This is a genomic window from Halalkalibacter akibai JCM 9157 (genome assembly GCF_000513135.1).
Taxonomy (GTDB): domain Bacteria; phylum Bacillota; class Bacilli; order Bacillales; family Bacillaceae_D; genus Halalkalibacter; species Halalkalibacter akibai.
Map to the genome: position 1 here is coordinate 1 of NZ_BAUV01000020.1, position 24,402 is coordinate 24,402.

The following is a 24,402-nucleotide window of genomic DNA, read 5'->3' on the forward strand; positions in this document are numbered from 1 at the left end:
ATGAAAAAAAAGAAAATATAAACGAACTTGAAGATATTTATGAAGTCATAACAAAAAATAATATGACGTTACATTCCTGGTCAGCTTATTCAAGGGAGGAACTATATGTAATGAATGTAACTGAAGTGATTGAACTAATTGATGACACACAAAAAAATAAAACAGACTTTGTATGGAGCACGGAAAAAATTGAAAATGACCATCACAATAAAGTAGTTGGTACAAAAAATAACCAAAGCTTAGATGAACGTATCGTGATTACATCTTATGAAGATAGAAATAAGTATAAAGTGAATATTACTTATCAGGTTGTTGGAGATGAGTGGAATTCTGACATTATGAATGAAATATCATCAAACATTAAAGGCAGTTCCATCTTTTATATGATTCAAGGAAGTATTGAAGATAATAATAAGAACTTACAGGACTTAGCTCAAGATTTAGTACGTGACTTTTCTGGAGAGGTTAAAGAAGGGGTTGAAGAGGATCAATTCATATCGGTTTCTGCGTATAACCCTAGGTGGGATTTAAGTCTACCCTTAAATCAGAATGATAAAATGAATTTACAAATAGGGGTTAGGAGTGTTCCATACTCAGATAATGTTGATGTGACAATAGGAACACCTATTATTACGGTTGAACATTAGCTTCCTTGAATTTTCAAATTATTTAAAGGTTTTGATTGTAAGATTGCGCGAAGGTTCAGTTGTATTACTTAATTCATTATAGAATAATTTAGGGGGAGTATAAATGATCGTGTTCCACTTAAAAAACTTGTTGCTCGATAAGGAGATTTCTTTTGAAGATATTGCAAAAGATACAAAAATTCCACTGGAGGAAATTTTGTATCTTTGTTCTAAACATGCAAATAAAATAAATTTTAATACTTTGAACACTCTTTGTCACTATTTGTCAGTAACAACAAATGAACTTTTATCGTACGAGTTTCTAAGAATCGATCAAAATACATTAAACCAAAAAGGTGAAAAATTATATGGAATAAGTGCAGAAGCAGAAAATCTCAGCTCGGAAATTCTCATTAAAATATCTAATGAATCCAATCAACTTATAATAGACATTCCTAACGAGCTATACGAGCGAGTTTCTGCTTTTTCACCAAATAATATTTCTAATTTGATAGTGGAAAAAGTGATACCACTACTAGAGAAAAGATCAATTAATTTTGATGAATTTATTATAATCTCAACAGGGGCTCATAAAATTAATCATTTTTATTTAAGACGATGTTAACTATACTTAAGTAAATTCTCTCCTGCTTTCTGTTTTTTGCGTTCTTTTTGAGGGGGAACCAATATTGTTATTGAAGGTCCCAAAATTATAGGGGCCTTCAATAACAGGATTATAGTCATGTCATTTCAATAATTGTTTCATTTGGTTACGTTTGTCAAAAATCAAAGTAGAACTAGAGTAATTACTATACTCTAAGAAATAATGCTAAGTAAAATTAGTTATTCACCTTCTCAGCGGAGTTCCAGTAATAATCACTAATAATTTCTGCTAATGCCTCAGTTGTCCGGTAACTTTCCTCTAATGTATTATCTACACCGCCCATTTCAATAAGTATGGAGTTTTCTGAAAGATCCTGATTATATCTACCGTTAATCCCAGTCCCGTCCTTTACAAGTACCCCTCTGCTTAACCCTGGATATTGTTTTTCGAGTAAATAGTGCAAGTCCTCAGCTAGTTTTTGATTCTTCTCATAGTTAGGGTTATTTTTTCCTATAACAAAATAAGTTCGCGCATATTCTATCCCGTTTATTGTAACGGTTGTTATATCCCTGCGTAATGCATCACGATGAATTTCAAAGAAAAATTCCAAGTCTTGATTGTCTTCCATTGCTGTTTTTATAAGGTCTCTTGACGCTTCATAGGACTGAGGATAGCTCCAGCTACGTTCGCTTAACATACCACTTATATCAGTTTTGTCGACCTCAGTTCCGATACCTCTCTTTTCTAATTCTTTTCCTAATCTCTCGCCTACTAAAGTAACATTTAGCTCTGCATGCCAAGCATCGTCCGGTTCAGATGCGTTTTTTAATTCAGGCAGGAATGATTCCCGACTATGTGAATGGATAATATGAACGACTTTATTCTCTGTTGATTGAGATTCGGCGCTCATATCATTACGCTCATCAGAAGTTTCTTCGTTCATATTTGCTAAATTCTCAGAAGCGGCCTCTCTTTCAGCAAGTATCACATCCAATGGGGGAGCGGATTCAGAAGTAGGCATGTTTGTAAAATTAGATCCTTCTCCAGCGACAACAATCGTTCCATCATAAAAAGAAAACCCAGGAAGTTCTCTTCCTAAAAAAGTTCTAGGATCATCAAAATTTATATTAGTTATTAATTCAAATGCAAATTTCCCTATTGAAGGATTTTGACTTTCAGCTGGCAAAACTTCTGAAAAATAATGATTTTCCATGCTCATAAAATAAAAGAGTGATTCAACGGAGATGTCATAAGTTGTTCGTTTTAATGCGTCACTTGTTAGCGATGTTTGAAAGGTCGTTAATGCTCCAATAATTATAGAGATGGAAATCATACCTAAAATCAACATAATTATCATATTTTGTGTGGGTGCAGTACTACGAGTTTTGCTAGATTTCAAAAGCGACCTCTCCTTTCACTCGTTAATAGATATGACCATAAGTTAAATATTAGAAGAATCAAATTCTACAAAACTCTATTAATTTAAGTGGAATTTTTTATTAATAATAGAAAAAGAGGCAAGAGAATAGTTCATTACAAAGTGGTAATGGAATGAAAATGAATCTTCTTTGACTAAAAGTTCATTGTTTTTACATACTTTTAAGTTAGTATGACATTAGGAAGTTTATATTAAAAATTTAGGTGAAGAGGCAGTATGTTTAAGAAATAGATTAAGCATGAGGTGAGATCAATGAAAAAAATACTTATAGTTGATGATGAAAAACAAATGCAATCATTGCTCTGTGTATGTATTGGTTCTAGCGAATTTGAGTTAACGACCGCGGGTTCTGGAAAAGAAGCACTTGAATTAATAAAAGAGCAACAGTTTGATTTAATGTTACTTGATATTATGATGCCAGAAATGAATGGCTTTCAAGTATTAAAGGAATTAACAGAGAAAGAATTATTAGTGCCTACTATTATTATTTCAGCTATTGGTGAAACAGATCAGGTGGTAGAGGGGTTAAACCTTGGGGCATCTGATTATATTACGAAGCCGTTTGAACCGAAGGAACTAGTGGCCAGAGTTAATTCTGTACTTCGACGTGTAGAACCTTTTCAACAGGTAGAAAAAAGGAAGGGGATGTTTGGAATTACTATAGATCATTCGCAGCAAATGGTTTTCTACAATCAGAAAGGGATTCCACTGACGAAAAAAGAGTATCAACTTTTTAGTACCCTTCTATCCAACCCTGGACGTGTTTATACAAGGGAACAACTCTTTTACCTTGTATGGGATGAGGCAGATGATCGTGATTTCCGAAATATTGATACCCATATTAAAAACATCCGTGACAAATTAAAAAAAGCCGGGCTTGACAACACTGTCGTGGAGACAGTATGGGGGATTGGTTATAAAGTTCCTCAGCATGAGGGATTGAGTACATGAAATTGTCGACTAAAGTGAGCTTGCTTGTTCTTTTGTCTGTGGTATTGATCATAGTCATGATGGGTTTCTCCTTTTACACCCTTTCAAAATCATTTTACAAAAATCAACTCCAGGGGGAAATTGAGCATAGACTTGACGCACACCGCGAAGTAGTAGAACTGCATACGGTGCCAGAAACGCTAGAACATGTGATGATTATGGAAAAAAGAAACCCAGAAAATACATTTATTATTTTTGATGCAAATTTCAATGTTAAAAATAGTACCCAACAAGTTTCAAAGGAAATGATTGATCGATATCAAAGTTGGATTGTTAGCCTTTCTGAACGATCGAATGAAAAAACAGAATTTGTTAACACCATGACCGAGCACATTCCCCATATTTGGTCATACGAACCGTTTAAAATCAACGGAGAGTTGGCAGGGTATCTATTTATTGACCAAGATACTGGTAGCTTTGAAGAAGCTAGATTAACTCTTTTAGGGATTACAATATCAATGGGATTGATTACACTTTTATTTTCGGGTATGTTTACAATTTTCTTATCAAAAAAGATTACTCTTCCAATTACGAATGCACGGGATTTGACAAAGCAAATAGCAAAAGGGAACTTTGATGTCCAACTTTCTAGTAAAGGAAATGACGAAATAGACGATTTATTAAGGCATATTTCTACTATGGCAATACAACTTAAAGAATATAGAGATACAAGACAACAATTTCTAACCAACGTCTCCCATGACATCCGAACACCACTAACATATATTAAAGGCTATGCTGCATTGTTAAAAGATCAGAAGGTGGAAGCAGACCTTGTTCATGATCAGGCAACAATCATTCACCAGGAAGCTGTGCGAATGGAAAGTTTAGTAAAGAACCTTTTTCAATTAATGAAGCTAGAGGAAGGTAAAATCCAGTTGAATATTCAGGAAATCGATCTTGTAGATTTCATTCAAGAAGTTAAAAAGAAAGTAACATTAGCTACTGATGATAAGAAAATAGACATACTCTTTTCGTACGCCCACCCAACTCTTCTTGCTAACATTGACCCAGATCAGTTTGAACGAGTCTTACTTAATCTTTTGAATAATAGTATTAGACACACAAACCTAAATGGGAAAATACAAGTTAGATTAGAGGAGAGATACAAAGAAATAATAATTGAAATTGAAGACAATGGCGAAGGAATTCCAGCTAAGGATCTTCCCTATATATGGGACCGTTTTTATCGAGTAGACAAATCGCGTTCCACGAAATACGGTGGTAGCGGATTAGGGTTAGCCATTACTAAGCAAATTATTGAACAGCATGGTGGAACAATACAAATCAAAAGTACAGTTAATGTAGGAACGGTATTCACCATAAGATTAAACAATTCTTGATATATTGTTATCAAATATGGATGGACTTAACAACCAGCGAGCAGAATAAGTCCTTTTTTCATAAATAGAAATAGCCTCAAAAATAAATTTTCTAAAGAAAGTATTAATCTTTTGTATTTCTTCATATTTCCATCAAATTCTTTTGTTACATTTTTTATGAGAGATCCTTAAAGTTCTGTAGGGAACCGAATTGATGAAAGGGGTTTGGGAAAATGGATTTAGTTACATTTCTTTTACTTGGTGTTCTTGTGCTCTTAATCCTGACTTGTGTTAAAGGCATGGGCAAGCACGGTGGAAGTTCTACCTGTTGTTCGCCTAAAAAAAACATAACTGCTAATCCAGTAAACAACGAAGAATCAGTTTCTGAATCGATCGAGTTACAAAAAATGCATTCACAAATAGAGAAAATAGAAAAGGATAATCAAAAACTATTGAAAGAAATGGACGGATTACGAAAGGAGTTGTAACAATTGAACACATTTTTACTAGTATTTATTGCGATTAAAATCGTTTGTCTGTTCTTCTGTTGGAAAGCCGTCAAGATGGCTAAGCAGAGTACCCCTAATGGGACGCAAAAAAATAAGAATGAGAATTTAATTAACTCATCTGAAGATTGGCAGCAAGCACAAAAACAAATGAGTAAGTTAATGGAAGAAAATAAAAAGTTGACTGCATCTTTAGAGGAACTAAAAAAGTCAAAGTCATCTTAAGGAAAATGCTCATGTTATAGAGTAATCATTGTAAAAGATTAATGTAATGTTGGTAATCGAAGAAAACAAATGACGCATGAAAGAATAATGGCATTGACTCCTATCAATTTGTTGTAGGAGTCTTTTGTTGTCTATAAACAAAGTTACTTAAGATAATACCAAAATTTAAAAAACTTCATATTTTCTACATAATTGAACGATAGAATAATAGTTCTTGATCAGAGTAACAATACACGAAAAATAAAACGTAAGGGTCTATGGAGATCTATTAAAAATACGAGGGTTGAAATCATTATGAAGACAAATAGTGGAGGGGAAAATGGAGGATCGACTTATATATTACTTTCAAGAGTATGAACACTTTGCAATCTTCATTAGTATTGGAATTAGTATTATTGTTGCTGTATTAGGAGTTATTCCAAGTTTCTTTGTGACCGCAGCAAATTTAATTTTTTTTGGTTTCTGGATGGGGACATTTATTTCTTTTGTTGGAGAAGCGATCGGAGCCATCATAGCATTTTATTTGTATCGAAAAGGGTTAAAACAATTTTCTCAGAAGCCATTGGACAAGTACCCGAAATTAAAACGGTTAGTACATTTAAAAGGAAAAGATGCCTTTTATTTAATTTTATCCCTTCGCCTTCTTCCTTTTGTTCCTTCAGGTCTGGTTACTCTTGCTGGAGCCATTGGTAGTGTCTCATTTATCACTTTTGCTATTGCAAGCTCAATAGGTAAAATACCTGCGCTTTTGATTGAAGCGTATTCGGTTTATCAGATTACTCAATTTGAGTGGCAAGGAAAAATGATCCTTAGCATTGCAGCGATTTATTTAATTTTTGTTGTTTGGAAAAAAAGGAAGCAACCCACTTCTGTATGAATAAGCCACTTACTAATAAAGTTTAAGACCTGAAATCTCGCTAAGTTGTAATTGCAGTAATAACACAGAAAGGATAGGTATTGTATTAAATGAGGTATTTTTACATTGCTGCACTAGCAGTGGTATTTGTAATCTTAATTGTAATTTATAAAGAAAATTCACTATTAACAGATTCTACAAAAGAAGAAAATAAAGAAATGTTATTAAGTGATTACTTATCAACAGACGACGAAAAAATGAAGAATAAGAACGGTGATTTAGATAGTGCTCCAATAAAAAATAGTATCGATAAAGGCAAACAATCCCAAGAAGATTTTGCTAAAGATAAACCATGGGAATCTTACACGGAAGAGCAATTAGATGATGTTCTTTTATTGGTAAATAAAGAGCGGGATTTACCAAAAGACTATGTACCTTCGGATTTAGTTGATCCAAATGTACCCTTTCCGTTCATAGAGGAGCTGGCTCAACGCTTAATGCGACAGGAAGCAGCGACAGCACTTGAAGATTTATTTGAAAAAGCCAATGATGAAAACTTAAATCTTTATGCTCAATCCGGGTATCGCTCTTATGAACGACAGGAGAGTATCTTTGCGTATTATGTTGAGAGAAGCGGTGAAGAAAAGGCAAGTCGAGTAAGTGCGAATGCTGGGCATAGTGAGCACCAAACTGGTCTAGCAATGGATGTTACTACTCCGGAAGTGAACTTTCAATTAGTTACCTCATTTGAAGATACACCTGAGGGTCAATGGATTAAGGAAAATGCTGCGCAGTTTGGTTTTATCATTCGTTATCCAAAAGATAAAGAAAAAATTACAGGTTATCAATACGAGCCATGGCATCTTCGGTTTGTAGGCAAAGAGCCAGCCAAAGTAATTCATGAACAAGGGTTAACGTTAGAAGAATACTTAGGATTTGAGTAAGCTTTGAAGAGTAGATTTTAATTAAAGTAAATACTAATATCTTTATTCTTAGCTCCCTTCTCCAGGGGGCTTATTTACGTTTTGGTATCATGATGATAATTAAATTTCGAACAAAATTTCCTTTAATACTTCTGCCTTGTGTAACTTGGTAATATTTACTAGATTTATGTAGAGTGGTCTATTAAATAATAAGGGAGGAGATGTAAAATGACCACTTTGATTGATTCAACTATACAGCAACATCAGGCGTGTATTGATGCTTGCAACAAATGTATGCAAGCATGCGAAGAATGTTTATCATCATGTCTAAAAGAGCCTGATGTCCAAGCTAGAACTCACTGTATCAGTATGTTAAGAGACTGCGCAGATATTTGTTCAATGGCATCTCAATGGATGTCACGTGGGAGTATGTTTGCAAAACAATTTTGTGAAATGTGTGCTATGATCTGCGAAGCCTGTGCTACTGACTGTGAGAAGTTCCAAGACGCTCATTGCCAGGAATGTGCTACTTACTGCCGCAAGTGTGCAGAAGAATGCCGTAAAATGGTAGCTTAAAATCGAGCAAAAGCAGGTGATCAAGGTTGCCTGTTTTTGTTCAATACCTGTTAAAGAAGGGATCAAATGATTATACAAGACATTAAAAAATTAGATCGTACCATGCTGATTTTATTATTTGGAGTCTTGCTTTCCCATTTAGGAACATACTTAGTGATTCCTATGTTACCGATTATGTTAAAAATAGATGCAGCATTATCTCTAGCGCAAATAGGAATGATCTTAGCAATGAATGCCATATCATTTCAATTTGGGAGCTTACTCGGAGGATTTCTGGCAGATCGTATTGGCAGAAGGTTCATTATTGGGTTAGGAGCATGATTGGTGCAGTTGGATTAATCGGTTTTGGACTCTTTAATATATTTGGATTATTACTTGTAGCCTCACTGATTACAGGTCTTGGCAATGGATTGAACGCTCCATCAACCAAGGCGGCCATTGCGGCACTGGCATCAGAAGAAACGCAAACGACAGCCTTTTCGATGCGTGGGATTGCAGCTAATATCGGAACAGCAGCTGCTGGCCTTATTATCTTCTTTGTTGTGACAGGATCCTCTAAGTTGATTTTTTGGATAGCGGGAGTTATTTATGTGGTACTCGCATTAAAGAGTTGGTTTTTCCTTCCGAAAAATTGCGGAGATGCAAATTGTCCCGTTATCCCATCGGGTGCTTATAAGGAAGTGTTTAAGAACAAACCTTTTATTATGTTTGGTGTAGTAAGTGTTGTGATTTGGGCTTTGTATGCTCAGTTAGCTTTAACGCTTCCACTACGGGCAACGGAGGTTTTGCCTGATCCAAGTAATGTGGCTTTGATTTGGACGATCAATAGTGGGATTGTCATTTTGGCTCAAAACGTGATGACAGGAAAAGTTATTCAGAGGTTACATCCGTTAACCGCACTTGCATTCGGGATGTTATTTATTGGGTTTGGAGTCGGTTCTCTTTACTTTGCTACATCTTTTTTTCACCTTGTTTTAAGTGGTGCCATCTTTGTTGTAGGTGAAATGCTTATCTTACCAACTATCGATAGTACAATTTCACAGTTATCGACAGCCGGATTGATCGGTCTCTTCTTTGGATTGGCGAATGTGATGTCAGGCTTAGGTGAAGCTGGTGGAAACTTTATTGGTGGTCAATTACTTCAAATCGGAACAGAAGTTAGTTATTTACCGTGGGTCGTGTATGGAGCAACAGGGGTAGCGTTATTCTTGGTTGTTCTATTACTCAAGAAATGGCAGCCACTTGAACAATTATTACAAAAGGCTACGACACAAGATGATAAGCCGAGACACGCACCAAGAGTTCAACCGGGACCTACGAAAAACCGCTCTCATCCGTTTAGTGGTTGGGAACAAGAAGTATTTTTCAGAAAAAAAAATCATTCACAGAGATAGGAAGATAATCAAATGGAACAACATCAACATCATGAAATGCAACATCATATGCACATGGGCGCAGCCGAAAACGATATCATTACAACCATTACATATCAGGACTCTATTTTGAATATTCATTTAGAAGATCGAGAAGGGAGCCCACTAGAGCTATTACAAACACATGAGAAATATATGCACCTGATCGTCGTCAGTGATGATTTGCAAGAGTTTTATCATTTACATCCTGAGCAAATTGATTTGTATACGTATGAAGTAACGCTCCCTCTTCGTGATCTTACATCTTATAAGGCTTTTGTTGATATAAATCCGAAAGGGAAACATTATCTAATTGAAGCGAATGCAATAGAGGGCAATATACTTAATCATACTCATTTCTGGGATAATGAAATGAACCTTATTCCTAACAAAGAAAAGATAAAGGAAATTAGTGGGAAGATAGTTGAAATGACTCACGGTCCATTGAAAATCGGAGAAGATGTTACACTTCATTTCGATCTCAAAGGTGAGAAACCTGAACCTTATCTAGGGGCTCTTGGACATGTAGTAATCATTGATGATGAAGTAAAGCAATTTATTCATGTGCATCCTAATTCAGATCATGAAACAGTATTTGTTGCTCAATTTATAGATAGCGGTTTTTACAAACTATGGGTTGAATTTAAATTTGCAGAACAAATAATTGCTTTTCCTTTTTGGATAGAAGTAAAGGAAAAGTAAATGCATGAAATATTTTATCACGCCTTATCAGAGACTTGAATCTCAAAAATTCTTGTCTTTTTCTTTTTGCTTATAATCCTACAAAGGCTAGTGTGAATATAAAACGAATACTATACGATTGAAAAAACTACCAGAATAACTTTCTAAGCATAGAAATGGATGAGCTGACGTTTAAAAAAATATAAATTGATAGAAGTCCACAAAAAAAACACAATTAAGAGGTACGCTAATATAGTAGTAAGGTCGCTAATTATAAATAATGAATATTAAATAAAGAATTGGAACTGGAGGCAGAAAAAGTGAGAATAAGATTCAAAAAAAGTTTTATAAAGGCAGTTTTATTATTGGTGATAACAAATGTATTAATAACTTCTCCCGTGTCAGTTAGTGCGAATCCAAATATAAATACAAACTCAGCTATCCTTGTAGATGCTACCTCTGGAAAGATCTTATTACAAAAAAATATAAATGAATTATTAAAAGTTGCTAGCATGTCAAAAATGATGAGTGAATATTTAGTTCTCGAGGCTATTAATAATGGGGCAATATCTTGGGAACAGGTCGTTCCTATAAGTGACCTCGTTCGTGAAATATCACATAATAATAATCTTTCCAACGTTTATTTACGGCAAGATGAAACATATACAGTTAAAGAACTTTATGAGTCAGTAGCTATATATTCAGCTAATGGTGCTACGATGGCATTAGCAGAGCTAATTGCTGGATCAGAAGAATCATTCGTTAACATGATGAATGATAAAGCAATGCAATTGGAATTAGGGGAGTATGGAATTGATTATAAATTTGTTAACTCTACAGGTCTACCGAACCAATATCTTTTAGGAAAGCACCCAGAAGGAACGACAGAAAAGGATGAGAACGAATTAACGGTTAGGGCAACTGCGAAGTTAGCTTTTCATTTACTAAAAGATTATCCAGAAGTTCTAGAGACAGCTAGTATTGAAAGAAAAATCTTTAAAGAAGGAACAGAGGACTTTATCCAAATGGATAATTGGAATTGGATGCTCCCTGGTTTAGTTTATGGATACCCGGACGTAGATGGTTTGAAAACGGGATATACTGCTCAAGCTGGATATAGCTTTACTGGAACTGCTGAAAGAGATAACGTTCGATTAATTACAGTTGTAACAAAGACAAGCTCACTTGAAGAACGTTTTAGCGAGACTAAAAAACTATTAGACTATGGTTTTTCACAATTTTCAATAGAAGAACTTATCCCTAAAGGATATAGACCTGAGGGACAGGAAACCGTTGGAGTTTCGAAAGGGAAAGAACATGAAGTTGCTGTTTTTACTGACGAAAGTCTAATAAGTTTCGTGCGTGTAGGAGAAAGAGACAATTATATTCCTGTAGTTACTTTTGACCAAGAACGTTTAAACGAGAATGGCGAGCTAATTGCTCCTGTAGAAAAAGGAGAGAAAATAGGAACGATATCGTTAGAGTATGTAGGAGAAAATGATTATGAATTTATAGATAGTCATTATATTGCCCAAGTAGATGTAATAACAAATGAAGCGATTGAAGAGGCAGGTTTCTTTAGCTTGGTTCTTCGTTCAGTAGGTGGATTTTTCTCAGAACTATGGGTAACTCTTTATAACGCAATTAAAGGTTGGTTCTAATCATCTGAGAGGTACATCTAAGTCTAGATGATACCTCTCTATTTCTTTCCTAGAAGGAGAGTGAAATAGAATGAAAGTATTATTATTTTTAGTAACACTACTTATCTTCAAAATTTTAATTTTTAGCCAAAATGATTGGTTTTTATATCTGAAAGCTGGTGAATGGATAGAATTAAAAAGACTAATCGGCAATGAATTAATAATTGTCTTATTAATAACCATGGGACTTATGATAATGCAAAATCTATTCTCATTTCTACCATTTTTAGTTCTCACCATGTTCAATATTTGGTTATTTGGTTTCTTTTATGGGTATCTTTGGAGTTTAGCCGGAAATATTATCGGGTCTGTGATTGTATTTTATATAGCGAGGTATTTTTCACAAGGGAAGATCTTTAAACACAATCATTTGAAAATAAAGAAAACGATTGAAGAGAATGGGTTCCTAGTTATTTTAGTGAGTCGCATTACACCTGTAATTCCGTCTAGTATTATAAATATTTCATGTGGAATGAGTAATATAAAAACCAAAGATTACGTACTTAGTACTATGTTTGGTCACGCTATCTTTGTATTTGTACTATCTATTTTATCTATTGGACTGATTTCATTTGAGGAACAATATATTGTATATCTATTCTTATTCCTTATTGTTGTAGGTATTACAGCGTTAAAAATAAAAAGAAAAGTCTCTTGGTTAAATGTTTAGTTACTAGGTAGAATAGTGTTTAAAAAACGATTTTGTGAATTTAGCTTACTCTTGAAGAGGCTACCCATTATAACAATCTAACTAAATGAATGCACAAATCGTCAATGGATTTGTGCATATAACCTGAAGAGGATCTTTTATGATTTTAAGTAGGGTTCCTGATAAATAACATGAAGGCCAGGGCTATTAAAGCAATAGAGGGTAAGAGGACTTCTTCCTGTTGTGCAAATATTTTACTATTACAGGTTGTCTATTGCTCAGTTCACTTTTGTTTAGTTAATTTCATTTTCTAACTCGATAAGAGAAAAAGACAGCAATGCTTATTAAAAGAAAGAGAACAATTCCTGCTATAAGCCAGCGATGAGGATCCGAGATAAAACAACTTCTTCTCCCGCAGTCCACTCTGTACGGTGACCAATCCTATCATCAGCTACAAAAAAATGAGCGTGATTCTCGTCTTAACGAAAATAGCCCTGATCATCAAGTCCTCCAGTTTGTAACACGATACCATTTACAACATAAACGGTCACAGTTGTTCCTGTTGAAAAACGACTATCATCGTATACAACCCGAATTTCTCCTGGTTCTAAAGGTTCTATTACTAACCTATGTGCATGAGTGGTGGAAGGATTCGTAATGAGTATAATTGTTAATAACAACAAACTTATAATAAACAATCTGTCCATGGCTACACACCTCAACCTTTGGAATCCTATAGGGAACGGGGAAAATTAGGACTGTGTCCCAGTCCTTTATATTCAGTTGGATTTTGCGGATCAATAGTTGCCCCTGTTTCAGCAGCGATAATCATGTCGAATTCATTTGGGTGACGCTCTGTAAATATCATATAAGTTCCTTTTTCTTCAATTTTGAACGAATAAAACGACTGATCCAAATTCAACAGTATTTCGTAAACAACTCAAAATGGTCATTTTCCGCTACTTCAATGGCAGTTGATTTGATAAGGTGAGCAGCATGATGTTCTAGGTCTTTAATATTTTTATTTTTCCTCATAGTCTCATCCTCGAATCATTTTGATTAAGTTCTAAGGAATAAGTACCAGGATCAAAATTATAAAGCGCAGACCATTCATAAGGAAGATCGTCGTGATGATCAATTTCTGATTCTTCATTGGGAGGGGCATCAGTGTCTTTTGTTGCAGATGCTCGTGATCGTCCTCATTTTCGACTGCAAGCTCGTTTTATTCAGTCTCGATCCTATGTATTCCCCTTCATTTGTTGATATTTCATCGTCCCTATCTGAACAAGCTGTTACGAACCCAAAGAGAACTAAACCACCAATAGACAACATTACACTTTTTTTCACCGTTCTTCTCCCCCAATGTAAATTGAACCATTTAACTCAGAGATTGGTTATTGATGATTTTAAAAGTTATGATGAATTGAAATTATGAATATTATCTTGAAAAAGCAGTATCATACACAGGTAATTAGGAAATTAGATAAAGTGTTTTGATTTCTATAATTTAAAAAGGGGTCACCAGATAACAACTTTTCATTACAGATATTTATATAGAAACTATGAAGAAAGCAAGGCAATCTATTGAACAAAAATCATTTAATATTTGCTTTTGTGATTGGAATCACATTTGTCGTATAATCCTCCTTTTATACTTACATTTATAAAGAACTAGGAGGGAAATAGATGAATAGAAAAATTTGCTTTATACTCATGATTTTGACGATTTCACTTTTGCTTGCTGCTTGTGGACAGAACGCTGAAAGCGTGGTAAATAACGAAGAAAATGCTAATGCAGAAAACAAGTTGAACGATGGTATGGAAGAGACAGAAAAACAAGTGGACGTGGGGGAAGCGGATTTCGAAGAAGAGTACATTGTTGTAGTCGGAAATGAAAAGGATGGAACTATGTCTGTCATTTACTATCCAGAAGGAAGGCAAGAGCTTGTTTACCTTGATGGGGAAGCACATAATCTAGAAGTCAATGTCGAGTCTCAGTTAATTTGGGTAACTATTAATCCGCCACATGAGGATAATGAAGATGAGAAACATAGTCATAACCATGAAGATGATGGTAACGAAGAACAAGATAAGGTAAAACAAGAAATGATTGTAGCATATGATATAAACACGTTAGAAAAAGTGGAAGAACATCAGGTAGGGAGTCACCCAGCTCATGTAACGACTACAGAGAATGGTGAGATCGTTGTCGTAACAAATTCTGGTGATAATTCTGTCACGGTTATTAATAGAAAGACAGATGAAGTTGTTAATGTAGAAGTGGGAGAATATCCACATGGAGTAAGGATATCGCCCGATCAACAAAATGCTTATATAGCGAATATGCAAAGTGCTGATGTTAGCATTATTGACTTACAATTGAATGAAGAAGTTAATCGAGTTCATGTAGGAGAGGGTGCTGTTCAAACTGGATTTTCCCATGACGGAAAGTATGCCTTTGTTGGATTGCATGTTGATAACCAACTAGCTGTTATTAATACGTCAACGCAAGAAGTAATCAAACACATTGATGTCGGAGTAGGTCCGGTACAAATGTTTGCTAGTTACGACAATCAATATGTCGTTGTTGCAAATCAAGGAAGTGAAGAGAACCCATCAGACACGATCTCTATTATAGGACTTGATACATTAGAAGTTGAAAAGGAGGTTCCGTTAGGAAAAGGGGCACATGGTATTGTAATTTCTAAGGATAGTCAATATGCCTTTGTTACAAATATGTTTGAAGACACGGTTTCCGTTGTTGATTTAAAAACGTTAGAAGAAGTAAAACGATTAGATGTAGGGGAATACCCTAATGGTATTTCTATAAACTAGAGGAAAAGCCTTAAGAAGTTGTAGGTAAACTTTTTAAGGCTTTTCTTTGTTCGCCCTTTTTTTTACTCCTAACCAATTTAATGCTTATTACATCCTATGGAGTTTCAAGGGTTAAAGAATTAGATTTGAGGCAAGAATTATTTGTGAAACTCTCGCATAGGAAGTGATTGATTTATGCAAGAACTAATTTTAAATATTAAGAAAAAATCAGTCTTCGTAAAATTACAACCAGAATTAATAAAGGATCTATCCCTGACTTTTTTCTTTGCATTTTCGATGATCATGTTTGAAATTTTTTTAACACGTTTGTTTGCAGTTATTTTTGATTACAATTATGTATTTCTTGTCATTTCGTTAGCTACATTAGGAATTGGAATTGGAGGATATTTTGCTTATCAGTTTCCTATTCTTTTCCGTAGTCTATATCCATTTGCACTATGTGGGCAAGGTGTTTTACTAATAGGTGTAACGTCATTAATTTATCTTACGCCATTTCAAGGCATCACCTTTTACTCCATTCTCTCAACAGTACCATTTTTGTTTACTGGTTATATTTTAGCTAGTATTTTTCAAAAATTACATACTAAAGTTCATGTTGTTTATTTCATCGATTTAGTCGGAGCAAGTTTGGGGGCGAGTCTTGCCATCCTCTTGATGAATCATTTATCCCCTATTCCAATGATATCTATGTTATCACTTGCTTTATTTTTAGTTGGGAGTATTCTGGTATTTACTCAATTAAAAAAAGCTGCAAAAGTTATGTTAATCATGATACTAGCCTTATTGATGATAAATATATTTTCTCCTTTTTTAACAACGGAACGTTTTTTGTCTTATCAAACAAGTCCATATACAACGTTTTCTGAACAAGAGGGAAACATTATCTATTCTGAATGGGATTCATTTTCACGCACTGATGTTTACGATGCAAAAGACGGAGATTTTTTGTATATGACGATAGACGGAGGTGCTGTTTCTTCGATTTCTCGTTTTGACGGAGACCTAAATACAGTAGACTATTTGCAAATGAATACAAGTGATTTAGCTTTTCAGAATCCAAAAGAAAAAGAGAGGGCATTGATTATTGGAAGTGGTGGTGGACAAGAAGTCTTATCTGCTGAAATGGCAGGCTATTCCAAGATTGAAGCTCTAGACATAAATAAAGGTAGCTTTAACGCCGTTCATTCACTTCGATCATTTGCTGGGGATGTATTTGAACGAGATGGTGTCGAAACGATTGTAGCTGATGGTCGAAATTATATTCGTGAGACAACAAATACTTATGATTTGATATTCCTTTCACTGGTAACAAAGCAATCTGATAGTGGACTAGGGTTAGCCTTAACGGAAAATTTCATTTATACGAATGAAGCGTTACGTGACTATTTTAATAAACTCAAAGAAAATGGCCAACTTTCATTTCTACTTCACGACGAAAAGGAGCTAGCTAAAGTCATCCATAGTGCAGAAAGCTATTATCAAGAAAGGGGAATTCCATCTAATGAAATTAAAAATCACATAGCCGTTGTCGGTAGTCAACACATTTTTGGTCATGTAGTAGCCGAGCCGGGAAGCATCGAACGGCCACTGCTTATTTTGAAAAAGCATCCATTTACAGAAAAGGAAGCGACGAAACTTTTCGACTCTGCCGCGAATATCGCACAGCTCCCTTTACATGTTCCATATAGATTTGATCACTACAAAGATTTAGCAAACAGGCTTCATGATACGGCCATCCCTTTTAAAGCAAACCGAGATGCTCAGCCTTTCTTTTTTCATAAGAATGATGGGATTCCTTCTTTTTTATGGATTGGTTTGATTCTTATAAGTCTTGGCACTTCTGTAATGAGTTTAATTTATCGAAAGCAAGTTCCAGTTGGAAGCATGGTTTATTTCAGTGGGATTGGAATCGGTTTTATGCTTATTCAAGTAACACTGATACAACGCCTGACATTGCCTCTAGGGCATCCTACTTGGGCATTTGTTATCGTATTAACAACACTTCTTATTTCCGGTGGAATTGGAAGTGCCTATTCGACTAAATGGAAAAGAGAAGAGGATAGAAGATTTGTCCTAATATTACTTGTGGCATTTCTAACATCTGTCGTGTATCTATTAATTCATTTTTACTATCAGTCTGAGCTGGCACTCTCCACATTTCAAAGAACCTTGCTTGTCATTACTATGCTTATCCCAGTAGGTTTTTTTATAGGAATGCCATTTCCATATGGGATGAGTAGGCTTAAAAAGCATCAAATTTCAATTAGTTGGGGGATCAACGGTTTAATGACGGTTGCCGGTTCAATAGTAGCAGCCATGTTATCTTTAACGTTTGGAATGAATCTTACAATAATAGTAGGGATTGTTGTTTATCTCTTGTTATTTATTTTTCAACCTCTGTTAAAAATGTAAATCAGAAATGTGATTTTTCCTTAGCCAGAATTAAATTCTGGCTCTTATTGTGTTATTGACATACCTTACTAGGGTAATGTAACTTTAGTTAGAATACATTGTTAAAACAAACAAGGTGGGAAGAATAGATGAGTCAAACAGAGAAACTTGTTAAACTTGCTGTGAATGCTGGGATATCCTTTGGGGCAAAGTTAAATGCAAAACAATTACGAGTTCTAGCTGAATATATGAATGATGATCAAGAATTGGAATTAACAACGTTTCAACAGCTCTATATTGATGTGTCTGAAAATAAACTGGAGTTAGTAAAAGGAAAATTTAAAGAAGCTGGTTTAATCTGTTATCCGGTTGGAAGTTTTGTTAAAAGCCTTCGTACCTGTAATTTTTGTAAAGGATCGGAGGAAGAAGGGATGCCGGTAGCTATCGAGTTAAATAAACGAATTGCGGGAAGGGAAGTGCCTTTTACCCTCAAACCAGCATATACGGGATGTCGAGTTGGTTGTGGTGAACCATTAATCAATGACATTGGGATTATTAAAGTAGGTACAAATGAGTTCGATTTATACATCGGTGGCAAAAGCAAGGGAGCAGATGCTAAGGTAGGTACATTGTTCAAGAAACAACTAGTACCTGAACAATTATATGCGATGGTGGATGATATACTAGATCTTTATCACGAATTTGGAAAAAAAAGAGAACCGTTTTTCAAGTTTATTAATCGATTCGGCTTTGAAAATTTACAGCAGCAAGTTCTTAAAAAAAGATAAATGATAATCAAAAATTCAATCTACTGAAAGTAATAAGCTGTTGACAGGATTTAGGAAGAAATAGGTTCAGCTAAGGGTGCGCTACTTATTACGTAGCGCACTTGTTTTTACCTAGCCATTGGTATTCACTTCTTATCTTTAGCTTTACTATAATTATGCACCCATAGCAAAGGCGCGACACTCTTGAGCACAATGTAAGCACATTTGACCACATCGTTGTGAAACTTCGTCTGGGTGATGTAAACAGTGGTTCCCGCAAACTTCACAAATATGGGCACATAACGAAGCAAGAGATTTAGCGAAGACGCTACAACGGGCCATATATTTAGCAGTTAACGTACAAATATCAGCGCAGTCTCTAAGTAATCGCAATTGCTCTTTTCTGTGACTTGAGCTGTCCATTTGCAAAATAGAATACTCGGTAAATTCACAAATAGCTTCACAATGTTGAACCGTTTCAAGTGCTCTGTGTTGTGACATGTGGTTTTCCATATGATAAGACATAGTATGATTCAATTTAATTCCTTAAATTAAAAAAACTTATATCACAAGTTCATCGTATGTCTAGTTGATTACCTATGCTTTAGGCATTAGTCTAATTTTTAGGGTTTTACGAGTTCCAAACGGGCAGCTATTTAATTTCTCAGTATGATAAGATAAAAAACTAACGCAGTCTTCCTGGTCTCGATACTGCTTCGTTATTTTCAAGAATAACCTTTTCCATTCCATCATATTTTCATCACAATTTTTTTATATTCTTTTCTTGTGATGGATATACAATTATGAGGAGGAAATGGAATGAAAATGAAGTTGGCTTTATTTGTATTAGTTGCAACCATGACAATTAGTACTCCTGCTTTTGCTAGTGGAAACGGAGTTGCGGATTGTGCGCAAATGTCGAAGGGACAACATGTAGCTATGTGTGCACAAAAAATGGAAGGCGGGGTTTCTGACTGTGCCACTGCTCCTGAATGCCCTATGACAAGTGGATGTACGAATTAATGAACCAGGATGGTTAGTCAATAAAACATTTAGTATCTTAAAAGTTTTTAAGGAGATTTCCTTGTATGAATACTGGTTAAATGAAAATAATAACAAATTAGACTCGAGGTCTTTCAATCCTCGAGTTTCTTCTTGCTATCTCTATGAAATTCCATTGACACTTGTAAGGAATCTGTTTGTTGTTTTTTTTCTCACTATGAACCTAGTTTCATGGATATTACGTAGTTTTTATTTTTACTTTTCATCATAAATCTATCACATTTTTCCGCTATAGTAAGAACGCTTGATTATAAAAGTAGGAGATAAGATGATGAATTATATTTTTGAAAGTTACAGTTACCAAGAGCTATGGAATATAGGGTGGCTTATCCTTATTTTTCTTATTACATTTTTTTATTTCTATGTCACTAAAAAAGTTGCTAATAGGACCAGTAAAGGAAAAGCCGTATCGTTTGTTATAGGAGTATGGTTTTTTTATGTTGCAGTAGGAAGTCCACTTCACTTAATCGGACACAATTATTTGTTTAGTGCTCATATGCTTGAACAAGCAATAGTCTATTTTGTGGCACCACCATTGATTCTTATAGGACTACCTAATCAGTTAATTAAGCATCCTACGAGCTCCAGTTTACTAAGCAGGGGATTATTAGGAGTATTGAGCAAACCGATCATCGCATCGCTTTTATTTAATGGATTATTTTCCCTATACCATTATCCAAGTCTATTTGACTATTTACGTTTGAACCATCAATATCAATCTGTGTATCATGTAATTCTCACAATATTAGCTTTTACAATGTGGTTATCTATTCTTCATTCCAAAAGTAATTACGAGTTATCTGAATTGAAAAGTTTAGGCTACATTTTCTTAAATAGTGTATTAATTACACCGGTTTGCGCTTTAATTATCTTTTCTAATAACGTACTTTATACAACCTATATAAATGCTCCTCAATTGATCTCGTTCTTATCAATAAAAGATGATCAACAACTTGGAGGGATTGTAATGAAGCTGATTCAAGAAGGGGTATTTATTACAATCATTGGGATTCTTTTCTTGCGATGGGCAAAAAAAGAAAGAAAAAAAGAAAATGTAGAAATACGAAATGAGGATGCTTCATAAAATTGATTACTATAAAGCGAGGTTTGTAATATGTATGATGTATTTAATTCTATTAGTCGATTATTATATGATCCCTTAATTCAACTAATGTATGGTTTTGATCATATTCCGCTTTTAGCAGCGCTTATTATTGGAATTCTAGCAGCTGCTGCACCGTGTCAATTCACCGGAAATGTAGGTGCCATTACACTCTATGGGAATCGGTCTATCCAAAAAGCTATTCCATGGTCAGAAGTTATATTCTTTCAACTTGGGAAAGTCGTTGTTTTTTCGGGGTTAGGATTACTAGTGTGGATATTAGGTTCTGAATTTCAACAAGAACTAATTGGTTACCTTCCATGGATACGTAAAATACTTGGGCCCATTTTTATCATAATCGGTCTTTATTTAGTTGGACTCATCACATGGAAATGGTCTATCGGTCTAAAACAAAGAGAAGCTGGTGATAAAAACAGAGGAAAATGGGGGGCATTTCTTTTAGGAAGTAGTTTTTCATTAGGATTCTGTCCAACCATGTTCTCAATCTTTTTCTTTTTGCTAATGCCGTTAACCCTTTCTACTTCATACGGATTCATCTTACCAACTGTGTTTTCGTTTGGTACATCGATTCCTTTGTTCATTACAATGTATCTCATCTGGACTTTTGGATTAAACGGGACACTTTTGAAAAAAGGAAGAAACATCGGAAAATGGATACAGAGAGTTGCAGGGGGCTTTCTGATCATACTTGGGATTTTAGATACAATAACTTATTGGGGGATTTAAGGAAGTATGTGTTGCATTAAACCATGATCTAATTCAAAAGGAAATTTATATTTTTTTCTTCAAAATTTCAACACAATTACCTTTTATAATATAAATAGATTTAAAAATTAGGAGGTATTTGACTATGGAAAATTTAGCTTATTATCTTCCACTATTATTATGTCCTTTAATGTTAGTGATGTTATTTTTCTTTATGAAAAGGATGTCTGATGGAAATAACAGTAATAAGAGTGAACCAAACGGAAAAGATTTACAAAAAAATATGAATCACTTAATGGAACAAAATCAAAAGTTGATGAAGGAAATTGATTCTTTAAAAAGGTCACAATAATGGAGGGGAGTACGTTTGGAGGAATTATCAATTTTTGTTCCGATCATACTTTTATTCTTACTAATAATTGCGATGATGATTCACTCTTATGCTACTATCAAAAGAAAACCAGAGGGTTATGAATTTTTGATTAATAAACAGAATGACCCCTTCGATAAACGGGAAAAAAGTAACTAACCTTATTGTAAGTTTATCCCGCTTAACAAACTCACAATAGGTCTAAATTATAGTAAAATCAATCGGTGGAGGAGGCTTTTAATTGAGTTGCCTCCATTTTCTTCTTTTCAAGTAGATTTGTGTAAAAAAATATTTTATAAGTAAGATTCTTTATATAGAAAAGAGGGAGAACATGGACACTAAAATTCTAATTGTTGATGACGAATGGAATATGAGAAATCTAATTCGAATTCATTTATCCAAGCAAGGATATAACATAGTGGAAGCTGTGAATGGGAAAGAAGCGCTTAAAGAAATGAAATGTCATTCTTTTCAACTTATTATTTTAGATGTAATGATGCCAGAGATGGATGGTTGGGAAGTGTGTGAAGAAATTAGAAAAGAAAATTTGGCTTTGCTATATTAATGTTAACAGCTAGAACTGAGACAACGGACAAGGTGAAGGGACTCGATATTGGAGCGGATGATTATTTAACTAAACCTTTCAAACCAGAAGAACTTATCGCACGAGTGAATGCACTTTTAAGAAGAGCTGTTGTAAATCAAACAACGCAAACAAAACAACTCCATTTCCACGAGCTGAAAATGGATGTGGATGATCATAAAGTTTTTGTTCAAGACAATCCTGTTCATTTAACCCCTAAAGAATTTGAGTTATTAAAATTATTACTCTTGAATCCTAAGCAAGTGTTTAACCGGGACCAGTTACTTTTGAAAATTTGGGGAGTGGATTTTCTCGGAGATGAAAGAACGGTTGATTCTCACATAAAAAGTATTCGTTTGAAATTAAAGAAAGAAGGGCTGAGCTTTACTATCATCGAAACGGTTTGGGGTGTCGGCTATAAGTTAAAGGAAATAGACACATGAGATGGAATCGAATTGATGTAAAATTAGGGCTGACGATGATTACCGTTTTTTTATTAGTTTTCGCACCTTTTGTTTATGTCATTGATCAGGTTTTTTGTAATTATTATTACAATAAGGCAAAAGAGGAAGCTCATCAATTAACGTCAAATTATGCCCAGATGATAGCGAATAATCAAATGTTAATGTCAACGCCAATGGTCGAAATGGCAGGAAATATTACACAAAAAAAAATCTTCTTACTAGACGAAGATGGAGATATGATCACGTTTACAGGTACGGATGATCTGGAAATAAACATTAAAGAGTTCGACTTGCAAAACCTTTTTGAAGGAAGGCCTGTTTTCTATGAATACGTAGAACCGTTCACTGACATTCCTTATCTTTTGTATGGTCATCCAATAAATGCTGATCAATTCAAAGGTAGTCTGTTCATGTTATTTCCACTTAATGATATGTATGATTCGATGTCTACGGTAAGACAGTTGTTTCTTCTTGCTGGTGTTGGAGGTTTCTTTCTAGCTCTTGGGTTTACATTTATTGCTTCACGAAAGCTCTCGTCACCTTTACTTGAAATGCAGGCTGCAACAAAAAAGATTGCCAAAGGGGATTTAAATACAAAAGTGATTGTACGATCAAAAGATGAAATCGGTTCTCTTGCTGTTGGCATTAACAACCTAACTCAGGAACTAAAGAGGCACCATGATACAAGAAGTGAATTCTTTGCTAGTATTTCTCATGAGTTAAAAACACCGGTTTCATATTTAATGGGTTATTCGGAAGTCTTGAAAGAAAAGCTGTATCAGACGGAGGAAGAAAAAGAACAGTATTTATCAATCCTTGAACATGAAGCAACTCGATTAAATTATCTTATATCAGACTTGTTTGATTTGTCGAAGATGGAAGAAGGGAAGTTTGACATAAATAAGGAGTGGATCGATTTAACAGAACTTGCCGATAACCTCGATATGAAATATTCATTAAAAGCAAAAGAAAAAGATCTTCTATTTACGGTTAAAGTGGATGAAAACCTTTCCTTGTTTTATGGAGATGGAAAACGAATAGAACAAGTTTTTACCAACTTATTGGATAATGCGATGAGGCATACGACTAACGGTGAGGTAACCTGTGAGTTCAGGCAAGGTGATAATCAAATTAACATCATTATCAAAGATACCGGATCAGGAATTCCAGCCGACGAACTTCCATTTATTTTTGATCGGTTTTACCGAGTAGAAAAATCTCGCTCAAGAGAATTCGGAGGGACCGGATTGGGATTAGCCATCGTTAAAATGTTAGTAAAGTTACACGGTGGTACAATAGATATAACGAGTAAGGAAAACGAAGGAACCCAATTTACTCTTTCTTTTCCTAATGATATTGGGAACAAGGAGAGGGGAGAAAAGATATGAAATGGATAGACTGGGTCATTGTTAGTCTGCTTTTGCTTATTGGGTTAGTTTGTTTAAGTATGTCCTTAACGTTAACGACGGACGAGAATTTTATCATCTCTCTCCTAAAAATTTGTCTTTGGGTAGGAATTCCATCTCTAACGATTGGACTAATTTTTCTGTTGTTCAAAAAAAGAAAGTAAGCAATTGTATGAGAAAAAATAGGG

27 protein-coding genes and 1 pseudogene are annotated in these 24,402 nt (G+C 34.7%); 24 read left to right on the top strand and 4 right to left on the bottom strand.

What is annotated here, in order from left to right; all coding sequences use genetic code 11:
- Both JCM9157_RS23420 and JCM9157_RS12050 read left to right on the top strand, forming a co-directional pair.
- Positions 1-647: YwmB family TATA-box binding protein (locus JCM9157_RS23420; RefSeq protein ID WP_052013116.1), on the top strand; the 647-nt coding region annotated here is incomplete at its 5' end.
- A 103-nt stretch (positions 648-750) separates the two neighbouring features.
- The gene (locus JCM9157_RS12050) at positions 751-1,251 is read left to right on the top strand and encodes a helix-turn-helix domain-containing protein (protein ID WP_035665040.1); all 501 of its coding nucleotides are present in this window, start codon (positions 751-753) and stop codon (positions 1,249-1,251) included.
- A gap of 214 nt (positions 1,252-1,465) precedes the next feature.
- On the opposite strand, the gene spoIIP is transcribed toward JCM9157_RS12050, so the two are convergent.
- On the bottom strand, positions 1,466-2,629 hold the full coding sequence (gene spoIIP, locus JCM9157_RS12055) for a stage II sporulation protein P (RefSeq protein ID WP_035665042.1): 1,164 nt from the start codon (positions 2,627-2,629) through the stop codon (positions 1,466-1,468).
- Between the two features lie 291 nt (positions 2,630-2,920).
- Here spoIIP and JCM9157_RS12060 point away from each other — a divergent pair, with 291 nt between their 5' ends.
- The 12 genes from JCM9157_RS12060 (at position 2,921) to JCM9157_RS12110 (ending at position 12,529) form a co-directional block, all read left to right on the top strand.
- Positions 2,921-3,619 carry a response regulator transcription factor gene (locus tag JCM9157_RS12060; RefSeq protein WP_035665043.1) on the top strand — a complete coding sequence of 233 codons (699 nt, stop codon included), beginning with the start codon at positions 2,921-2,923 and terminating at the stop codon, positions 3,617-3,619.
- Complete coding sequence (locus tag JCM9157_RS12065) at positions 3,616-5,001, top strand: sensor histidine kinase (protein WP_035665044.1); 1,386 nt, start codon at positions 3,616-3,618, stop codon at positions 4,999-5,001. The genes JCM9157_RS12060 and JCM9157_RS12065 overlap by 4 nt, the downstream gene beginning before the upstream one ends.
- 212 nt (positions 5,002-5,213) lie before the next feature.
- Positions 5,214-5,468: a hypothetical protein gene (locus JCM9157_RS12070; RefSeq protein WP_035665045.1), complete on the top strand. Its 255-nt coding sequence runs from the start codon at positions 5,214-5,216 to the stop codon at positions 5,466-5,468.
- A 3-nt stretch (positions 5,469-5,471) separates the two neighbouring features.
- Positions 5,472-5,711 (top strand): hypothetical protein, encoded by a 240-nt coding sequence (locus tag JCM9157_RS12075; protein WP_012960998.1) that lies wholly within the window; start codon positions 5,472-5,474, stop codon positions 5,709-5,711.
- A gap of 319 nt (positions 5,712-6,030) precedes the next feature.
- Positions 6,031-6,588, top strand: coding sequence for a TVP38/TMEM64 family protein (locus JCM9157_RS12080; RefSeq protein WP_035665046.1), 558 nt, complete (start codon positions 6,031-6,033; stop codon positions 6,586-6,588).
- An 89-nt stretch (positions 6,589-6,677) separates the two neighbouring features.
- Positions 6,678-7,511: a M15 family metallopeptidase gene (locus JCM9157_RS12085; RefSeq protein WP_035665048.1), complete on the top strand. Its 834-nt coding sequence runs from the start codon at positions 6,678-6,680 to the stop codon at positions 7,509-7,511.
- Positions 7,512-7,718: 207 nt separating this feature from the next.
- The gene (locus tag JCM9157_RS12090; protein ID WP_003322324.1) at positions 7,719-8,066 is read left to right on the top strand and encodes a four-helix bundle copper-binding protein; all 348 of its coding nucleotides are present in this window, start codon (positions 7,719-7,721) and stop codon (positions 8,064-8,066) included.
- A 66-nt stretch (positions 8,067-8,132) separates the two neighbouring features.
- Positions 8,133-8,387: an MFS transporter gene (locus JCM9157_RS25755; RefSeq protein WP_268870596.1), complete on the top strand. Its 255-nt coding sequence runs from the start codon at positions 8,133-8,135 to the stop codon at positions 8,385-8,387.
- Positions 8,384-9,460, top strand: coding sequence for an MFS transporter (locus JCM9157_RS12095; protein WP_268870947.1), 1,077 nt, complete (start codon positions 8,384-8,386; stop codon positions 9,458-9,460). Before JCM9157_RS25755 ends, JCM9157_RS12095 begins: the two co-directional genes overlap by 4 nt.
- Before the next feature lie 12 nt (positions 9,461-9,472).
- Positions 9,473-10,180, top strand: coding sequence for a DUF8832 domain-containing protein (locus JCM9157_RS12100; protein ID WP_035665052.1), 708 nt, complete (start codon positions 9,473-9,475; stop codon positions 10,178-10,180).
- A gap of 299 nt (positions 10,181-10,479) precedes the next feature.
- Complete coding sequence (locus tag JCM9157_RS12105; RefSeq protein WP_012960991.1) at positions 10,480-11,820, top strand: serine hydrolase; 1,341 nt, start codon at positions 10,480-10,482, stop codon at positions 11,818-11,820.
- A 70-nt stretch (positions 11,821-11,890) separates the two neighbouring features.
- The gene (locus JCM9157_RS12110; protein ID WP_003322320.1) at positions 11,891-12,529 is read left to right on the top strand and encodes a TVP38/TMEM64 family protein; all 639 of its coding nucleotides are present in this window, start codon (positions 11,891-11,893) and stop codon (positions 12,527-12,529) included.
- A gap of 458 nt (positions 12,530-12,987) precedes the next feature.
- Here JCM9157_RS12110 and JCM9157_RS12115 read toward each other — a convergent pair whose 3' ends face one another.
- The gene (locus JCM9157_RS12115; protein ID WP_035665054.1) at positions 12,988-13,215 is read right to left on the bottom strand and encodes a hypothetical protein; all 228 of its coding nucleotides are present in this window, start codon (positions 13,213-13,215) and stop codon (positions 12,988-12,990) included.
- Positions 13,216-13,672: 457 nt separating this feature from the next.
- Positions 13,673-13,855 (bottom strand): hypothetical protein, encoded by a 183-nt coding sequence (locus tag JCM9157_RS24395; protein WP_148296861.1) that lies wholly within the window; start codon positions 13,853-13,855, stop codon positions 13,673-13,675.
- 339 nt (positions 13,856-14,194) lie between these two features.
- Between JCM9157_RS24395 and JCM9157_RS12120 the strand changes: the two genes are divergently transcribed.
- The 3 genes from JCM9157_RS12120 to JCM9157_RS12130 all read left to right on the top strand — a co-directional run bounded on the left by JCM9157_RS12120 (position 14,195) and on the right by JCM9157_RS12130 (position 18,522).
- Positions 14,195-15,343, top strand: coding sequence for a YncE family protein (locus tag JCM9157_RS12120; RefSeq protein WP_012960987.1), 1,149 nt, complete (start codon positions 14,195-14,197; stop codon positions 15,341-15,343).
- Positions 15,344-15,517: 174 nt separating this feature from the next.
- The gene (locus JCM9157_RS12125; RefSeq protein ID WP_035665055.1) at positions 15,518-17,755 is read left to right on the top strand and encodes a spermidine synthase family protein; all 2,238 of its coding nucleotides are present in this window, start codon (positions 15,518-15,520) and stop codon (positions 17,753-17,755) included.
- 128 nt (positions 17,756-17,883) lie between these two features.
- Positions 17,884-18,522: an NAD(P)/FAD-dependent oxidoreductase gene (locus tag JCM9157_RS12130; RefSeq protein ID WP_003322291.1), complete on the top strand. Its 639-nt coding sequence runs from the start codon at positions 17,884-17,886 to the stop codon at positions 18,520-18,522.
- Between the two features lie 153 nt (positions 18,523-18,675).
- On the opposite strand, the gene JCM9157_RS24010 is transcribed toward JCM9157_RS12130, so the two are convergent.
- Entirely contained in the window at positions 18,676-19,002 is a 327-nt protein-coding gene (locus JCM9157_RS24010) for a four-helix bundle copper-binding protein (protein WP_235714948.1), read from the bottom strand.
- 318 nt (positions 19,003-19,320) lie between these two features.
- Here JCM9157_RS24010 and JCM9157_RS12135 point away from each other — a divergent pair, with 318 nt between their 5' ends.
- The 7 genes and pseudogenes from JCM9157_RS12135 (at position 19,321) to JCM9157_RS12165 (ending at position 24,378) form a co-directional block, all read left to right on the top strand.
- Positions 19,321-19,524: a hypothetical protein gene (locus tag JCM9157_RS12135; protein ID WP_003322288.1), complete on the top strand. Its 204-nt coding sequence runs from the start codon at positions 19,321-19,323 to the stop codon at positions 19,522-19,524.
- A 310-nt stretch (positions 19,525-19,834) separates the two neighbouring features.
- Entirely contained in the window at positions 19,835-20,647 is an 813-nt protein-coding gene (locus tag JCM9157_RS12140; RefSeq protein ID WP_035665057.1) for a cytochrome c oxidase assembly protein, read from the top strand.
- Positions 20,648-20,677: 30 nt separating this feature from the next.
- Positions 20,678-21,412 carry a cytochrome c biogenesis CcdA family protein gene (locus JCM9157_RS12145; protein ID WP_034634016.1) on the top strand — a complete coding sequence of 245 codons (735 nt, stop codon included), beginning with the start codon at positions 20,678-20,680 and terminating at the stop codon, positions 21,410-21,412.
- 124 nt (positions 21,413-21,536) lie between these two features.
- Positions 21,537-21,743, top strand: coding sequence for a hypothetical protein (locus JCM9157_RS12150; RefSeq protein ID WP_003322284.1), 207 nt, complete (start codon positions 21,537-21,539; stop codon positions 21,741-21,743).
- Positions 21,744-22,092: 349 nt separating this feature from the next.
- Positions 22,093-22,787 (top strand): annotated as a pseudogene (locus JCM9157_RS12155) (response regulator transcription factor).
- The gene (locus tag JCM9157_RS12160; RefSeq protein WP_012960979.1) at positions 22,784-24,196 is read left to right on the top strand and encodes a sensor histidine kinase; all 1,413 of its coding nucleotides are present in this window, start codon (positions 22,784-22,786) and stop codon (positions 24,194-24,196) included. Before JCM9157_RS12155 ends, JCM9157_RS12160 begins: the two are co-directional and overlap by 4 nt.
- A complete protein-coding gene (locus JCM9157_RS12165) occupies positions 24,193-24,378 on the top strand; it encodes a hypothetical protein (protein ID WP_003322280.1) in 186 nt (61 codons plus the stop codon). The genes JCM9157_RS12160 and JCM9157_RS12165 overlap by 4 nt, the downstream gene beginning before the upstream one ends.
- Positions 24,379-24,402 lie beyond the last annotated feature (24 nt).

Excerpts from the sequence above, each read along its gene's own strand:
- JCM9157_RS12080 (WP_035665046.1), top strand. The coding sequence starts at position 6,031 with ATGGAGGATCGACTTATATATTACTTTCAAGAGTATGAACACTTTGCA.
- JCM9157_RS12130 (WP_003322291.1), top strand. The coding sequence starts at position 17,884 with ATGAGTCAAACAGAGAAACTTGTTAAACTTGCTGTGAATGCTGGGATA.
- JCM9157_RS12110 (WP_003322320.1), top strand. The coding sequence starts at position 11,891 with ATGAAAGTATTATTATTTTTAGTAACACTACTTATCTTCAAAATTTTA.
- JCM9157_RS12135 (WP_003322288.1), top strand. The coding sequence starts at position 19,321 with ATGAAAATGAAGTTGGCTTTATTTGTATTAGTTGCAACCATGACAATT.
- JCM9157_RS12140 (WP_035665057.1), top strand. The coding sequence starts at position 19,835 with ATGAATTATATTTTTGAAAGTTACAGTTACCAAGAGCTATGGAATATA.
- JCM9157_RS12070 (WP_035665045.1), top strand. The coding sequence starts at position 5,214 with ATGGATTTAGTTACATTTCTTTTACTTGGTGTTCTTGTGCTCTTAATC.
- JCM9157_RS12125 (WP_035665055.1), top strand. The coding sequence starts at position 15,518 with ATGCAAGAACTAATTTTAAATATTAAGAAAAAATCAGTCTTCGTAAAA.
- JCM9157_RS12085 (WP_035665048.1), top strand. The coding sequence starts at position 6,678 with ATGAGGTATTTTTACATTGCTGCACTAGCAGTGGTATTTGTAATCTTA.
- JCM9157_RS12145 (WP_034634016.1), top strand. The coding sequence starts at position 20,678 with ATGTATGATGTATTTAATTCTATTAGTCGATTATTATATGATCCCTTA.
- JCM9157_RS12120 (WP_012960987.1), top strand. The coding sequence starts at position 14,195 with ATGAATAGAAAAATTTGCTTTATACTCATGATTTTGACGATTTCACTT.
- JCM9157_RS12095 (WP_268870947.1), top strand. The coding sequence starts at position 8,384 with ATGATTGGTGCAGTTGGATTAATCGGTTTTGGACTCTTTAATATATTT.
- JCM9157_RS12150 (WP_003322284.1), top strand. The coding sequence starts at position 21,537 with ATGGAAAATTTAGCTTATTATCTTCCACTATTATTATGTCCTTTAATG.
- JCM9157_RS12060 (WP_035665043.1), top strand. The coding sequence starts at position 2,921 with ATGAAAAAAATACTTATAGTTGATGATGAAAAACAAATGCAATCATTG.
- JCM9157_RS12065 (WP_035665044.1), top strand. The coding sequence starts at position 3,616 with ATGAAATTGTCGACTAAAGTGAGCTTGCTTGTTCTTTTGTCTGTGGTA.
- JCM9157_RS12115 (WP_035665054.1), bottom strand. The coding sequence starts at position 13,215 with ATGGACAGATTGTTTATTATAAGTTTGTTGTTATTAACAATTATACTC.
- JCM9157_RS25755 (WP_268870596.1), top strand. The coding sequence starts at position 8,133 with ATGATTATACAAGACATTAAAAAATTAGATCGTACCATGCTGATTTTA.
- JCM9157_RS24010 (WP_235714948.1), bottom strand. The coding sequence starts at position 19,002 with ATGTCACAACACAGAGCACTTGAAACGGTTCAACATTGTGAAGCTATT.
- JCM9157_RS12100 (WP_035665052.1), top strand. The coding sequence starts at position 9,473 with ATGGAACAACATCAACATCATGAAATGCAACATCATATGCACATGGGC.
- JCM9157_RS12160 (WP_012960979.1), top strand. The coding sequence starts at position 22,784 with ATGAGATGGAATCGAATTGATGTAAAATTAGGGCTGACGATGATTACC.
- JCM9157_RS12090 (WP_003322324.1), top strand. The coding sequence starts at position 7,719 with ATGACCACTTTGATTGATTCAACTATACAGCAACATCAGGCGTGTATT.
- JCM9157_RS12165 (WP_003322280.1), top strand. The coding sequence starts at position 24,193 with ATGAAATGGATAGACTGGGTCATTGTTAGTCTGCTTTTGCTTATTGGG.
- JCM9157_RS12050 (WP_035665040.1), top strand. The coding sequence starts at position 751 with ATGATCGTGTTCCACTTAAAAAACTTGTTGCTCGATAAGGAGATTTCT.